Source organism: Propionicimonas sp., from assembly GCF_034927565.1.
In the GTDB taxonomy this organism is placed as follows: domain Bacteria; phylum Actinomycetota; class Actinomycetes; order Propionibacteriales; family Propionibacteriaceae; genus Propionicimonas.
Map to the genome: position 1 here is coordinate 1 of NZ_JAYFPT010000013.1, position 14447 is coordinate 14447.

The 14447-nt window shown below is 71.1% G+C and carries 15 protein-coding genes; 1 reads left to right on the plus strand and 14 read right to left on the minus strand.

The window, feature by feature from the left end; genetic code table 11:
- Positions 1–303: 303 nt before the first annotated feature.
- The 6 genes from VB080_RS03980 to VB080_RS04005 are packed head-to-tail and all read right to left on the minus strand — an operon-like array spanning position 304 to position 6444.
- Positions 304–1557, minus strand: a complete 1254-nt coding sequence (locus VB080_RS03980; RefSeq protein ID WP_323417133.1) for an MFS transporter — start codon at positions 1555–1557, stop codon at positions 304–306.
- A 26-nt stretch (positions 1558–1583) separates the two neighbouring features.
- Positions 1584–2588, minus strand: coding sequence for a proline racemase family protein (locus tag VB080_RS03985; protein WP_323417134.1), 1005 nt, complete (start codon positions 2586–2588; stop codon positions 1584–1586).
- Between the two features lie 7 nt (positions 2589–2595).
- Positions 2596–3504 carry a dihydrodipicolinate synthase family protein gene (locus VB080_RS03990; protein ID WP_323417135.1) on the minus strand — a complete coding sequence of 303 codons (909 nt, stop codon included), beginning with the start codon at positions 3502–3504 and terminating at the stop codon, positions 2596–2598.
- Positions 3501–4910 carry an NAD(P)/FAD-dependent oxidoreductase gene (locus VB080_RS03995; protein WP_323417136.1) on the minus strand — a complete coding sequence of 470 codons (1410 nt, stop codon included), beginning with the start codon at positions 4908–4910 and terminating at the stop codon, positions 3501–3503. The genes VB080_RS03990 and VB080_RS03995 overlap by 4 nt, the downstream gene beginning before the upstream one ends.
- On the minus strand, positions 4910–5233 hold the full coding sequence (locus tag VB080_RS04000; protein ID WP_323417137.1) for a (2Fe-2S)-binding protein: 324 nt from the start codon (positions 5231–5233) through the stop codon (positions 4910–4912). The genes VB080_RS03995 and VB080_RS04000 overlap by 1 nt, the downstream gene beginning before the upstream one ends.
- The gene (locus VB080_RS04005; RefSeq protein ID WP_323417138.1) at positions 5230–6444 is read right to left on the minus strand and encodes an NAD(P)/FAD-dependent oxidoreductase; all 1215 of its coding nucleotides are present in this window, start codon (positions 6442–6444) and stop codon (positions 5230–5232) included. The genes VB080_RS04000 and VB080_RS04005 overlap by 4 nt, the downstream gene beginning before the upstream one ends.
- Positions 6445–6555: 111 nt before the next feature.
- Here VB080_RS04005 and VB080_RS04010 point away from each other — a divergent pair, with 111 nt between their 5' ends.
- Positions 6556–7941 carry a dipeptidase gene (locus VB080_RS04010; RefSeq protein WP_323417139.1) on the plus strand — a complete coding sequence of 462 codons (1386 nt, stop codon included), beginning with the start codon at positions 6556–6558 and terminating at the stop codon, positions 7939–7941.
- A gap of 39 nt (positions 7942–7980) precedes the next feature.
- On the opposite strand, the gene VB080_RS04015 is transcribed toward VB080_RS04010, so the two are convergent.
- From VB080_RS04015 to rplS, 8 genes are all read right to left on the minus strand, one after another.
- Positions 7981–8931, minus strand: a complete 951-nt coding sequence (locus tag VB080_RS04015) for a DUF4349 domain-containing protein (RefSeq protein ID WP_323417140.1) — start codon at positions 8929–8931, stop codon at positions 7981–7983.
- 61 nt (positions 8932–8992) lie between these two features.
- A complete protein-coding gene (locus VB080_RS04020) occupies positions 8993–10132 on the minus strand; it encodes a DNA-protecting protein DprA (RefSeq protein WP_323417141.1) in 1140 nt (379 codons plus the stop codon).
- A complete protein-coding gene (locus VB080_RS04025) occupies positions 10119–11660 on the minus strand; it encodes a YifB family Mg chelatase-like AAA ATPase (RefSeq protein WP_323417142.1) in 1542 nt (513 codons plus the stop codon). The genes VB080_RS04020 and VB080_RS04025 overlap by 14 nt, the downstream gene beginning before the upstream one ends.
- Positions 11657–12022, minus strand: coding sequence for a YraN family protein (locus tag VB080_RS04030; protein WP_323417143.1), 366 nt, complete (start codon positions 12020–12022; stop codon positions 11657–11659). Before VB080_RS04030 ends, VB080_RS04025 begins: the two co-directional genes overlap by 4 nt.
- 86 nt (positions 12023–12108) lie before the next feature.
- Positions 12109–12420, minus strand: a complete 312-nt coding sequence (locus VB080_RS04035) for a DUF2469 domain-containing protein (RefSeq protein WP_323417144.1) — start codon at positions 12418–12420, stop codon at positions 12109–12111.
- The gene (locus VB080_RS04040; RefSeq protein ID WP_323417145.1) at positions 12417–13043 is read right to left on the minus strand and encodes a ribonuclease HII; all 627 of its coding nucleotides are present in this window, start codon (positions 13041–13043) and stop codon (positions 12417–12419) included. The genes VB080_RS04035 and VB080_RS04040 overlap by 4 nt, the downstream gene beginning before the upstream one ends.
- 18 nt (positions 13044–13061) lie before the next feature.
- Positions 13062–13841, minus strand: a complete 780-nt coding sequence (gene lepB, locus VB080_RS04045; RefSeq protein WP_323417146.1) for a signal peptidase I — start codon at positions 13839–13841, stop codon at positions 13062–13064.
- 51 nt (positions 13842–13892) lie between these two features.
- Positions 13893–14243, minus strand: coding sequence for a 50S ribosomal protein L19 (gene rplS / locus VB080_RS04050; RefSeq protein ID WP_323417147.1), 351 nt, complete (start codon positions 14241–14243; stop codon positions 13893–13895).
- Positions 14244–14447 lie beyond the last annotated feature (204 nt).

Consider the following 14447-nt stretch of genomic DNA (forward strand, 5'->3'; position numbering starts at 1 on the left):
CCTCCGTCATCGCAATAGCCGAACGCCTCAACGTGACCGAGATCGCCACGCTCGACCAGCGCCACTTCGCACCCGACAACCCGAACCTCGCACAATCCGGTTCCCCGAGGCCGTTCGAGGGGAATACTCCCTCGTCTCGCCGTCCTGAACCGGCTTTGACACAGCATCTTCGGTATGGGCGGATGTCCCTGGTGCCGGGACCGGTGTGTCTACGGCTGGTGATGAGCCGCAGCGGCTGTCTCACCGGGCGACGGAACCCGGCCAGAGCCACGCCACTCACGATGTCTGCGTTCCTCTGGCGGCTCACTGTGTGACTGCCGCGCCGACGGGGTCGCGGCGCATCTGCAGCACGGCCAGGCCGAACACCAGGGGGACGGCGGCGCTGAGCAGCAGAGCGGCGCGCAGCCCGCTGTCGCCGTCCGGGGGCAGCCGGTCGCTCAGCCAGGCCAGCGGGCCGGAGGTCAGGGATGCAAGGATGCCCGCCAGCCAGGGCCCGAACGTCCCACCGCTGTCGCCAGCCAGGGCCAGCAGAGCGAACATCGCGCCCCCGCCCAGCGGAAACCGGGCGGAGGTGAGCGAGAAGGTACCGGGCCACAGCAGGCTGACGAACAGCCCGCAGCCCGCGCAGGCGAGCAGGCTCACCACCGGCACCGCCGCCCACGCAGCGATCACGTAGCACAGCGCCGCGCCCAGGCTGGAGCCGACCAGCAGCTTCTCCAGCGCCAGCCGTTGTCCCCAGACACCGTAGGAGAACCGTCCGATCCCCATCAGCAGCGCGAACAGGCCGGGGCCGAGCAGGTCGCCCATTGCCTTGCTCACTCCCGCGCCCTGTTCGGCGAAGAAGGACGACCACTGCGACATCGTCAGCTCCGCCGCCCCGCCGGTCATCATCGCGACCAGGGCGAACAGGAAGACCGGTCGGCCCAGCAGGGTGCGGACCGGGGTGCGGTGCTCGTCCGGCACGGTGTCGGGCAGCGGGACGCGCAGCAACACGAACAGGTTCGCCAGCGGCACCACCGCCCACAGCAGCGGGGCCAGCGACCACAACCCCTGGCCGAACACCCCCAGCAACACGGTGGTCACCACCACGACGGCAAGCTGTCCCCAGCAGTAGAACGAGTGCAGCAGCGCCATCGCGGTCGCCTTGCCCTCCTGTGGGGACGGCAGGTGCTCGACGATCGGGCTGACCAGCACCTCCAGCAGACCGCCGCCGATCGCGTACACCACCACGGCGACCGCCAACCCGGCAAAGGCGGACGGCAGCAGGGTCGGCAGCACCGCCAGCAGCGCCAGGCCGAGCACGGCCATGACGTGTGCCAGCAGCATCGGCCGCCGGTAGCCGACCCGGTCGACCAGCTTCATCGCCGCCAGGTCGGTGAGCAGCTGGACGCCGAAGTTGAGCGCTGCCAGGCCACCGAGTTGCTCCACCGGAATCGAGAACCGGGTGTGGAAGACGATGAACAGCAGCGGGGCGATGTTGTTGACGATCGCCTGCACGATGTAGCTCACATGGCAGGCCCGCCGGGTGGCAGCGAACGACAGCGGGGCGGCGGACATGGGGGCCACTCTAGGCAGCGGTACGGCTAGAACTGGAATCCGGTCGGGAACGGGTCGGTGGGGTCGAGCAGGTACTGGGCGGTGCCGGTGATCCAGGCCCGTCCGGTGATCTGCGGGAGCACCGCCGGGCGGCCGTCGGGCAGCGTGGTCTCCCCCACCAGGCGTCCGGTGAACTGTGAGCCGATGAAGCTCTCGTTGACGAAGTCAGTGTCCAGCGGGAGTTCGCCGCGACTCCACAACTCGGCCATCCTTGCCGAGGTTCCGGTACCGCAGGGCGAACGGTCGAACCAGCCGGGGTGGATGGCCATGGCGTGCCGGGAGTGCCGGGCGTTGGAGCCCGGAGCGATGAACTCGACGTGGTGGCAGTGGTCGACCCCGGCGATGGTGGGGTGCTTCGGCGGGTTGTGGGCATTGATCGCGGCCATGATCGCCAGCCCAGCGTCGCTGATCTCGTGCTGCCGGGAGCGGTCAAAGGGCAGCCCGACCTCGTCCAGGTCGACCATCGCGTAAAAGTTGCCGCCGAAGGCCAGGGAGTACCGGACCGGCCCGTGGCCGGGCACCTCGATCACCTCGTCGAGCCGCTCGGTGTAGCTGGGGACGTTGGCCAGGGTGACCGCGGCGGCTCGTCCCTCCTCGACCCGCACCCGGGCAACGACCAGCCCGGCAGGGGTGTCGAGGTTGATCACCGTCTCGGGCTCGGTGACGGTCACCATCCCGGTCTCGACCAGGACGGTGGCCACCCCGATGGTGCCGTGCCCGCACATCGGCAGACAGCCGGACACCTCAATGTAGAGCACCCCCCACGCGCAGTCCGGACGGGTGGGGGGCTGCAGGATGGCGCCCGACATGGCGGCATGCCCGCGCGGCTCGTTCATCAGCAGCTTGCGCAAGTCGTCCAGGTGCTCGATGAAGTACAGCCGCTTGTCATTCATGGTGGCGCCGGGCACCACCCCCACCCCGCCGGTGATCACCCGGGTGGGCATTCCCTCGGTGTGCGAGTCGACGGCACTGAAGACGCGGGAGGAGCGCATGGCCGGCTCAGCGCAGGGCCGCCAGGGCGGTGACCGCCCGCGCGGTCTCGGCGGTGATCTGCGCGGTCTGCTCGGCGCTCAGCGGCCCCCGTGGCGGACGGCAGGGGCCGCCGTAGCGGCCGACCAGGTCCATCGAGAGCTTGATCGCCTGGACGAACTCGGTGCGGGAGTCCCACCGGAAGACCGGCACCAGCGCGCGGTAGAGCTCGGCGGCCCTGGCCCATTCCCCGCCGCGGCACAGGTTGTAGAGCGTCACCGATTCGACCGGGAAGGCGTTCGGGAAGCCGGCGAACCAGCCCACCGCGCCGTCCAGCATCAACTCCAGCAGCAGGTCGTCGGCGCCGGCGATCACGTCGATCCCGCTGCGGTCGGCGATCTCCATCGCACGCCGGGCGTCGCCGGAGAACTCCTTGATCGCCACCACACCGGGGATCTCGGCCAGTCGGGCCACCAGTTCGGGCACCAGGTCGACCTTGGTGTCGAAGGGGTTGTTGTAGGCCATCACCGGCAGGCCCACCTCGGCGACCCGGGCGTAGTGCTCCAGCACCTCATCGGGGTTGGCCCGGTAGAGGGTGGGCGGCAGTAGCAGGACGCCGTCCGCGCCGTCCTCACCTGCCAGTTCGGCCCACCTCCGCGCCTGGTGCCAGCCGACCCCGTGGACCCCGGCGATCACGATCCCGCGGCCCGCGGTGGCCTCGACCGCCACCTGCACCACCCGGCGGCGCTCCTGGTCGGTCAGTGAGGAGTACTCCCCCAGCGAGCCGTTGGGCCCGACCCCACGGCAGCCGTTGCCGATCAGGAAATCGACGTGCTCGGCGTACCGGTCGTAGTCGACGGCCAGCCCGGCCGGAGCACCGGGATCGGGAGCGTAGGGCAACGCGGTGGCGACTACCACGCCGCCGAGGTTCATGGTCATGAGTCAGCCTTCCGGTCGTCTGCTGCAGGGGCAAGTCTGGCAAGGTCACCGAGGTTGATCGGGACGGTGATCGGTCTGCGGTCAGTGCCGGCCTGGTCGGCGAAGCTGTCACGTCCCCGGCGGGCAAGCAGATACTGCTCGGCATTGCGTCCGCAGACCCGGCCCTGGCACAACCCCATCCCGACCCTGGTAGTGAGCTTGACCGACCGCAGGCCGTCCGCGCAGGTCGCCTCAAGCGCCGCGTCCACGGCGCCGAAGCTGACCTGTTCGCAGCGGCACAGCACGGTGTCGGGAGCGGGCCAGTCGAGCCAGCCGGGACGGATGCCGTGCGCGGCCTCGATCCGGGCCGCCATCTGCAGGGCAGCCGTCCGGCGCCGCTGCGCCCGGCGGAGCTCGGCGTCCTCCGGGGCACCGCCGGCCGCCACCCAGCCGGCGATCTCGCCGCTGGCCAGGGCGAGGTCGGCTCCGCCGATCGCGGTCAGCTCGCCGGCCGCGAGCACTCCGGCGACACTGGTGCGCTGGCCGTCGTCCACCGCCACGAAGCGGTCCGGGGTGAGCTTGCAACCGGCGGCGATCGGGAGCTCGAGCCGCGGGGTGAAGCCGTGTGCCAGGCAGACCGCGTCGCAGGCGAGCTGCTGCCGGGTGCCGGCCACAGGGCGCCAGTCGGCGTCCAGCCGGGCTACCGTGACCGCTTCGACCCGCGCCCCGCCGTGAATCTCGACCACCTGGTGGCCAGGATGGTAGCCGATCCGGTCGGCCAGCAGGTGCGTGGCATAGCCACCGAGTTCAGCGAGCTTGTGCGCCGACCCGAGGACCTGCCAGGGCCGGCTCCCCCAGCCCCTGACCAGCCGGGCCGGGCCGGAGGCCTCGTAGATTCCGGCCACCGCGGCACCCGCCTGGGTGAGCGACCGGGCGACCGGGAGCAGGAACGGTCCGGCGCCGGAGACCACCACCTGTCGGCCCAGGGCGATCCGCTCGGCCTTGGCGAAGGCCTGCGCCGCCCCGGCGGTGTACACCCCCGGCAGCGTCCAGCCCGGGACCGGCAGCACCCGCTCGTGAGCGCCGGTGGCGAGCACGAGCCGGTCGGGTCGCAGTGTGACGGTCGTCCCGCCCCCGGCCGGGGCGACCTGCACGGCCAGGTGTCCCGGCTCGCGTTCGATCGCCCACACCTGGGCGTTCAGCCGAACATCCGGCGGCAGCGCCGCCACCAACTGCCCGAACCCGGCCCAGTCGTGGTGCAGTACCCGTTCGCGACCCGAGGGACGAGAGGCCGGCAGGTGTCTCCAGAACTGTCCGCCGACCTCGCCGGCGGCATCGAGGACGGTTACCTGCGCGCCCCGCCGGACGGCGGCCGCTGCGGCGGCAAGCCCGCTGGGGCCGGCGCCGATCACCAGGACATCGGCCATCAGCCACCTCCTCGCGGCCCGGCCGGGTCGTCCTGCCGCTCCACCCGGTCACCGTCGGCCGCCCGGTGCTGGCAGACGCGGACGTCCCGGCGTCCGTTCACCACCAGGACGCACTCGAAACACACCCCGATCCCACAGAACAGGCCATGGTGGAGGCCGCCGGCGGTAGTTCGCCAGCTCTCGATGCCGTTGGCCAGCAGCACCCCGGCAATGCTCTGACCGCGCACCCCGACCAGTTCGATTCCCTCGAAGTCGATGCGCACCTGCTCGGCCGGGACGGGACGGATCGGGTCAGTGGCCGGGTCGACCGCACGCGCGCTCATCGGTCCTCCTGCGCCAGGTGTGGCTCCAGGCTGGGCCGGTGCACCGCGAACGGCTCCGGGTCGAGCACTGGCGGCTGGTCGCAGACCAGCGCGGCCAGCAGTTCGGCGCTGATCGCCGACAGCCCGATCCCCGCACCCTCATGACCGGTCACGTGGTAGAGCCCGGGAAGCCGGTGGTCGGGACCGATCACCGGCAGATGGTCGGGCAGGTAGGGACGGAAACCCGTGTAGCTGCGCAGCAGGTTCATCCCGGCCAGGAAGGGGAACAGCGCGATCGCCTTGCGGGCGAGTTCGGCCAGCACCCGTACCTGCAGCCGGTCGTCGAAGCCGACCCGCTGCCGCGAGGAGCCGATCAGCACCGTCCCGGCGGCGGTGGACTCCACCACCGCCGAGGTCTGCAGGCCGGCCTCGCCGGACTGGGTAGCGCCGACATAGTCGCCGTCGTAGACCTTGTGGAAGATCCGGTGCGGCATCCGGGTGGTCACCAGGACCGTGCCGCACCGGGGCTGGACGGGCAACCTGACGCCCAGCCGGGCAGCCACCTCCCCCGCCCACGGCCCGGCGCAGTTCACCACCAGGTCGCCGGACAGCTCACCCGCCGAGGTCCGCACCCCGGTCAGTCGCCCGCCACCGACCAGCCCGGCCTCGACCGTGACCCCCGTGGTCACCGTCGCACCGGCCCGCCGGGCCGAGGCCAGCAGCGCCTCGACCGCCGCGGCAGGCTGGAGTTGGACATCCTGCGGGTAGAACACGGTCGCGGCCGGATCTGGGCACAGCTGTGGCTCCAGGGCACGTGCCGCCTCGGTGGTGAGTTCCTCGGCGGTGACGCCGGCGGCGCGCTGGCTCGCGGCCAGCTCGAGCACGCCATGGGCACCCTCCGGGGTGGTGGCGACCACCAGACCGCCCTTGGGATCGAACTCCAGGGCGGGAAAGGTCGGCCCCAACTCCTCGGCCAACTCGGCGACCAGCTGCGGCCAGAGCCTGCTCGCTGCCAGCGCGAGATCGAGTTCAGCGCCGGGCAGCTTGTCGGAGACCAGCAGATTGCCCTCACCGTGAGAGGAGGTGGCTCCAGCCGCTGCGCCGCGATCCAGGACGGTCACCGCCCAGCCGCGGCGGGCCAGGGCACGCGCACTGGCCGCACCGACGATGCCGGCCCCGACCACGATCGCGTGTCCGGTGGCTCCCGGACGCCCGGGGTAAACAAGCGGCATTCCCGGATGGTACACAGCGGGTGGCGGTCCGGTACGTCGGCGTCCACCGGTGCTGCGTCCGGTTGCCAGCGCGGTCGTCGCCCGACCCGCGCCTGGTCCTAGGATGCGGCCATGACCGATCTCTCCCGCACCGAGGCGGTGCGCGCCGCCGTGGCTGACGGTTTTCCCGAGGCCCTGTCCGACCTGGCCGCACTGGTGGCCATTCCCTCGATCGCCTTCGACGCCTTCCCGCGGGAGGCGGTCGAGACCAGTGCCCGGGCGGTGGCCGAGCGGTTCGAGGCGACCGGGTTGTTCGACCAGGTGTCGATCCGCACGGCGGTGATTCCGGCCACCGGCGAGACCGGCATGCCGGCGGTGCTGGCCACCCGGGCGGCCAAGCCCGGCTGTCCCACCGTCCTGCTGTACGCCCACCACGATGTCCAGCCGGTGGGCGACCCGGCGCAGTGGGACACGCCGCCGTTCGCACTGACCGAACGAGACGGCCGGCTGTACGGCCGCGGGTCTTCCGACGACAAGGCCGGGGTGGTCACCCACCTGGCTGCGTTGCGGGCGGCGAGTCGCACGCTCGGCGACGACTTCGGGGCCGGGGTGGCGGTGTTCATCGAGGGTGAGGAGGAGACCGGTTCCCGCTCCTTCGCCCAGTTCCTGGCCGACAACCGCGAGGCCCTGACCGCCGATGTGATCGTGGTCGCCGACTCCGGCAACTGGGACGCGCAGACTCCCGGGCTCACTGTCTCGCTGCGCGGCAATGTCCGGTTCACCCTGAAGCTCCGCACCCTGGCCCACGCCTCCCATTCCGGCATGTTCGGCGGCGCGGTGCCGGACGCCATGATGGCCACCGTCACGCTGCTCAGCACGCTGTGGGACGCCGACGGCGCGGTAGCCGTGGCGGGCCTGACCTCCCGGGAGGCGGACACCCCGGACTACACCGAGGACGACCTGCGACGCGAGGCCGGGCTGCTGCCCGGGGTGAGCCCGGTCGGCCACGGCACCATCCTGAGTCGGCTGTGGCACCAGCCGTCGATCACGATCACCGGGATCGACGCCCCGAGCGTTGCCAACGCGTCGAACACGATCTCTCCCGAGGCATCGGTCGTGATCTCTGCCCGGGTGGCCCCCGGGCAGAGCGCCCGGGAGGCCTACCAGGCCCTTGCTGCGCACCTGCGAGCACATGCCCCCTTCGGTGCCGAACTCAGCTTCAGCGACATCGACTACGGCGACGCATTCCTGGCCGACACCAGCGGCTGGGCTGCCGACCTGGCGAAGCACGCTCTGACCGAGGCGTTCGGCAGGGCGCCAGTGGAGATCGGCCAAGGCGGCTCGATCCCGTTCGTGGCCGACCTCGCCCGGACGTTCCCCCAGGCCCAGCTCCTGATCACCGCCGTCGAGGATCCGCTCTCCCGGCCACACACCCCCAACGAGTCCCAGCACATCAACACCCTTTCCTCGGCGATCCTGGCCGAGGCCCTGGTGCTGGCAGGGCTGGCGACGTCCTGAACCCAGCGGCGGTGCCGCCGGTCTCTCCGCCGGCCGTGGTCAGGCGGCGCCCGGGGTGTCCTTGCCGCCGTCCGGGGTGTTCTGCGTGCCGGGGGTTGCGGCGGCCCCCGACCGGGTCTGCCGGCTGCGTCGCCACAGCAGCAACGGGACGGCGATCACTGCCGCGACCGCGAGGTAGGGCAGGATGACGCCGAGTGCGGTCAGGACGACCCCGGCCACCGTCATCAGGCTTTCCCAGCCTGCCTGCAGGCCCGGCAGGAAGCCGGCCAGCGGCACCGGCTCGACAGTGTCCGGGGTGTGCAAGGTAACGGTGATCGGTGACAGGTCCACCTGCCGGTTGAGTGTGGTCAGCTTGGCCAGGAGTGCCTCGAGTTCGGCCTGCCTGGAGGTCAGCTCTGACTCGACCTTGGCGATCTCGCTGATCGACCCCGCCTTCGACATCAGTTCTTGCAGCCGGGCGATCGACTCGCGCATGGTGGCGACCCGGGACTCGGTATCCACCACGGTGTCGGTGACATCGGTCGACTCGATCGTGCGGTTCCGGACCTCGCCGATGCCGCCGATCAGGGTGAGGGTGCGTTCGAGCTGGGTGGCTGGCACACTCACCACCACCATCGAGTCGCTGGTGCCCAGGTCGGCCGCCTCGGGCAGCGACAGGCTCTCGGCGGTCACCGTCCCACCGACCCCGGCTGCCACCGCTCGCAGGTCGGCCGCGGCCTTGGCCATGTCGGTGACCACCAGGTCGATCGTGGCCACCCGGATGATCTTGCGGTCGTCGAGAACCGCCGGGCCGCCCTCGCTGGGGGCTGGCACTTCCTCGGGCGCCCCGTACTCGGGAGCCGCACCGCCCTTGGCGGGAGCCTCGTCGTAGGCGGCGGTTCCGGCGGCGGGAGACGAGCCGGAGCAACCGCTGAGCACTATCAGTGCACTCGCGCCGGCGAGGACGAGCAGGCGACGGAGCCGGCGGGCAGTTTTCGGGGAGTCGATCATGTCCTTTCCACGTCCGTGAGCCGGGGCTCGTTGCGGATCGGTCGCCGTGGCATGGTCACAATCAGGTATCGAATGGCAGTGGCTCCGCCAGCCGCTGGCGTGGCGGCAGGCGCCATTCGAGGCGATCGTTCTGCAGCACCATGCCACGCCCCTCGAGTTCGTCGAGGATGAGCAGGCAGGAGGCGAGCACCACCCCGGAACGCAGCGACAACTCCCCGGCTGTCAGGCTTCCCCGGGCAGGCACCGCCTCGTAGACCCGCAGTTCGTCGGGGCCGAGATCGTCGGTCGGCCGGTGTTCGGACGGCGGTCTGGCCGCCGGCCGCCCGAGCGGGCTCACCAGTTCGAGGATCTCCCCTGCTGTGGTCACCAGCACCGCTTCGGCCTCGCGGATCAGCCGGTGCGGGGTGAACGACAGCGCGCTGGTCACCGGGCCGGGCACCGCTGCCACCACCCGGCGGAGGCTGGTGGCCCAGGTGACGGTGTTGCGGCCACCCGAACGGACAGCGGCCTCGACCAGCACTGTCGCCTGGGTGAGGGCGGCGATCAACCGGTTGCGGCCCAGAAACCGCACCCGAGTCGGGTGTTCTCCCGGCGGAAGTTCGCTGACCAGCACACCCCGTTCCGCGATCCGGTCGAACAGCGGCCGGTGGGCTGCCGGATAGGCCTGGTCGAGCCCGGCTGCCAGGATCGCGACCCCCGGCGTCCGGCTGACCAGCGATCCCCGGTGAGCGGCCGCATCGATCCCGAAGGCGCCCCCGGAGACCACACTGAAGCCGGCGTCACCCAGGTCGGCGGCCAGCTCAGTGGCGACCGTCTCGCCGTAGGAGGTGCAGGCCCGCGAACCCACCACCGCCACCGACCGGCCGGCCAACTCGGCCAGGTCACCCGCACCCTGAAGCCACAACCCGCACGGCACTCCGCTGAGCCCGTTCACCGGCTCACAGCCATCCAGCTCCGCCAGCTGCGGCGGCCACTCCGGATCGCCCGGAATGACGAATCGCGCCTCCAGCGCGGCCGCCCGGGCGAGCACCGGCTCGGGGCGGAACTCCCGCGCCCGCATGCCCAGGGTGTTCCTGCCACCCAGCCTCAGCAGCCCCTGCCAGACCTCTCCGGCGCCGTACTCGGCGATGGCGGCGGCGACCTTCGCCGTCCCCGGCTCAACCACGCAGCTCAGTCCGAGCCGGGCTTCACGCTCGTCCACGGCCACCTCCTGGGCCACGTTGTTCGCCACGGCGCAGGGCCAGGGCCAGGGTGAGGTGCCGCCGGGTGGGCCGGCCCACCCCGTCCAGGTCCGCCAGCGTCCACGCCAGTCGCAGCACCTTGTCCACACCGCGCGCGGAGAGCCGTCCCTGCCCGACTGCCTCGTCCAGCAGCTCGGCACCCTCGGGTAGCGGCAGCGCCCGCCGCAGCACCGGGCCTGGCACCTCCCCGTTCGTCCGCCAGCCGAACCCGGTCAGCCTGGCGCGCTGCCGCTCCCGCGCCGCGCGGACCCGGTCAGCCACGACCTGGCTGGACTCGGCGGTGCGCAGCGCCGCGGCCAGAAAGGCCTTGCGCATCGGGGCCAGGTGCTGGTGGATGTCGACCCGGTCGAGAATCGGCCCAGACACCTTCTGCCCGTAGCGACGGATCTCGGACGGCGTGCACCGGCACTGCGCGCCGGCGGTGCCGTGCAGGCCGCAGGGACAGGGGTTTGCCGCCATCACCAGCTGGAAGCTCGCCGGATAGCTGGTGGTCGCCAACGCCCGCCCCAGGACAATCCGGCCCGACTCCAGCGGCACCCGCAGCGCGTCCAGCGCCCGGGGGTTGAACTCGGCGACCTCGTCCAGGAAGAGCACCCCGCGGTGGGCTCGCGAGACCGCACCCGGGACCGCCATCCGTGCTCCGCCGCCGACCAGGCTGGCCATCGACGCGGTGTGGTGAGGGTCGGCATAGGGCGGCCGCCGGATCAATCCATCGACCAGCGGAGTGCCCGCCAGGGAGTGGATGGCGGAGACCTCCAGCGACTCCGCCACCTCCAGATCCGGCAGGATGCCGGGTAGCCGTTCGGCGAGCAGTGTCTTGCCGACGCCGGGTGGTCCGTGCAGGAAGAGGTGGTGCCGGCCCGCGGCGGCCACCTCCAGCGCCCACTTCGCCTCGGGCTGGCCCGCGACGTCGCGAAGATCCCTGGCTGCCGGCTGTTCCGCGGCCGGGGCCGGTGCCGGCGGGTGCGGACAGCCCGGCCCGCCGCGCAGAATGTCGAGCAGATCGGCCAGGCTCTCCACCCCCAGGGCGCTGATGCCTTCGACCAGTTCGGCCTCCCGCAACTGGCTGACCGGCACCACTACCCTGGCGAACCGCCGGGACGCCGCCAGCACTGCCGGCAGCAGCCCGCGGACGGCGCGTACCCGTCCGTCCAGCCCGACCTCGCCGAACAGCGCCAGCTCTTCCAGGCCCCGCCGCTCGCAGACTCCGCCGGCGGCGGCCACCGCTGCCACGATAGCCAGGTCGTAGTGGGAGCCGGCTTTTGGCAGCGCGGCCGGGGACAGGTTGATCGTCACCCGGTCTGCCGGCCAGCCCAGGCCGGCGGCGGCCATGGCGGCACCGCAGCGCTCCCTGGCCTCGTTCAGGGCGGCGTCCGGCAGGCCAACCAGGATGGTCCTCGGCAGCCCGCTGCTGATCACCGCCTCGACCTCGACCATGGTTCCCTCCACGCCGACCAGCGCCACTGACCACGCGCGCGCCATCCTCATCGGCCGATCCCCCTGACATGGCTGATCCGCGGCGTCCCGCCGACCGGCAGCAGCACGCCGATGCCGTCGATCCGGAACCGCGGGACCGGGCGCGGCTGGGCGCGTAGCCAGTGCAGGGCGAGTTCCTGCAGCTTGCGCTGTTTGGCGTAGGTGATCGCCTCCAGCGGCGGCCCGAAGCCGAGCCCACTGCGGCACTTCACCTCGCAGAAGACCACCACCTGCGGGGTACCGGGCTCACAGGCGACGATGTCGAGCTCGCCCACCGGGCAGCGCCAGTTGCGATCCAGAATGTGCCAGCCCAGCCGGCGCAGGTAGTCGGCGGCCGCATCCTCGCCGGCCCGGCCCAGTTCCCGCTTCTCCACGATCCACCTCCGGTTGCCAGTATTGGCAACCCGGCGGCCGGCGGTTCACCTCAATTCGAACCTGTGGATAACTGCGGCGGCAGCGGCTACAGGTTCTCCGGCACTTTGAGGTCGGAGTGCGCGATCTCCTCGATCGAGACGTCGCGGAAGGTGAGGACCTTGGCGCTCTTCACGAATCGGGCAGGCCGGTACATGTCCCACACCCAGGCGTCCCCCATCGAGACCTCGTAGTAGACATCGCCGCCCTCGGTGCGCACCTTCAGGTCGACCGCGTTGCAGAGGTAGAAGCGCCGTTCGGTCTCCACCGCGTAGGTGAAGATGCCGACCACGTCCTTGTACTCCCGATAAAGCTGGAGTTCCAGTTCGGACTCGTACTGTTCTAGATCCTCGGCACTCATAGCACCTCCACCTTATTCGTTCTGCGGACGTTCTCGAAGCACTGCCGGTGGATCGCGCTGGGGCCGTGAGCCAGCAACCGAGCCTGGTGCAGGGCGGTGCAGTAGCCCTTGTGGATATCGAAGCCGTAGTCGGGATAGCGCTGGTGGAGGTCGGCCATGGTGCGGTCCCTGGTCACCTTGGCCACCACTGAGGCGGCAGCCACGCAGGCAGCCACCTGGTCGCCCTTCCACATCGCCAGCGTCGGGACGGCCAGTCCGTCGACCGCGAACCCGTCGCTGATCACGAAATCGGGCGCCACCTCCAGCCGCACCACCGCCCGGCGCAGAGCCGCCAGGTTCGCCCGATGCATCCCCAGATGGTCACACTCCTCCGGCTCCACGGCCACCACCGTCCAGGCCAGGGAGCGGGCCACGATCCGGTCGTAGACCTGGTCGCGTTGCCGGGCGGTCAGTGCCTTGGAGTCGTCCAGCCCTTCGATCCGGGTCGACGGCCGCAGGATCACCGCGGCCGCCACCAGCGGCCCGGCGCAGGCGCCACGGCCGGCCTCATCGGTGCCGGCGACCAGCGGGAAGCCACCCCGTCGCAACGAGCGCTCGTAGCTGTAGAGAGTGCGCCCGGTCATGCGTCCCATTGTGTCCGGTCAGCACTCCACCGGCGGTCCGGTGAGCACCGGAGTGTCGGGCGGCGGCCCGCTGGCGGCCGGTACCCCGTCGAAGGTAGTCGGACGGCTGAACCCCGCCATCCGGTCGAACGGGAAGACCACCGCGATCGCCGCGCCGACCACGTTCTCCACCGGGACGAAGGCCGGCGAACCGGGCGCTCCACTCCCCGGGTCGTCACTCAGGTGGCAGCGGGAGTCCTGGGAGTTGTCGCGGTGGTCGCCCATCACGAAGATGGTGCCGGCCGGTACCACGACGTCGAAGCTCACCGAGCTCGGATCCACCTGTTTCCCGGTCGAGGGATCGGTGTAGAGGTAGGTGTCCTCGCGCAGTGCGGCGCCGTTGACGCTCACCCGACCCTGGGCGTCGCAGCAGGTGACGTGGTCGCCCGCCACCCCGATCACCCGCTTGATCAGGTGGCTGGTGCTCTCATCGGGGGCCAGCCCGACGAAGATCAGCAGCTGCCGCAGCGGGTCTTCCTCGTCCTTGCCCGGTGGCAGCCAGCCCTGGGTGTCGCGGAACACCACGACATCGCCACGCTGGAACGGCACCAGTTTCTGGACGGCGACGCGGTCGCCGACCATCAGGGTGTTCTCCATCGAACCGGACGGGATCACGAACATCTGGGCCACGAAGACCCGCAGCAGGGTGGAAGCCACCAGCGCCCCGACCACGACGATCAGGATCTCGCGCAGCCAAGACCCCAGCACGGCCCAGCCGCTTCTGGTTTTCGGCGAGGCTGCGTCAGCCGAGCGGCTCACAGCACTCCTCCCGTCCGGGCAGTCGTTGAAGACCGGTCTGGCACCGACTGCTCAGCGGTCGCGCTTCTCCTTGATCTTGGCAGCCTTGCCGCGCAGGCCGCGCAGGTAGTACAGCTTCGCGCGACGCACGTCACCGTGTCGCTCGACCTCGATCTTCTCGATGATCGGGGAGTGCAGCGGGAAGGTGCGCTCCACACCGGTCCCGAAGGAGACCTTGCGAACCGTGAACGCCTCGGTGATACCCGCGCCGTTACGCGCGATCACGGCGCCGGCGAAGACCTGGATCCGGGAGCGGTTGCCCTCGATGACGCGGACGTGAACCTTCACGTTGTCGCCGGGACGGAAATCGGGGATATCGGTCCTCAGGGCGGCCTGGCCGACCTCGGCTACCAACTTGTTCATGGTCTACCTCACCAGTGCCACAGGTCACTTCGTCGAATGCTTGTCAGGGGTGCGGCCGCCTTCCCCCTGTGGCAGGAGCAAACCGCGACTACCAAGTTTGCCACAGCGACCTTCGCCGGAGCGAATCGCCCCCACCCGTCCGGCTCCCCTCCCCTCACATCCCCGTTTGTGCGGAGTTCGGCGGGGAAGGGACGGACGGATTCC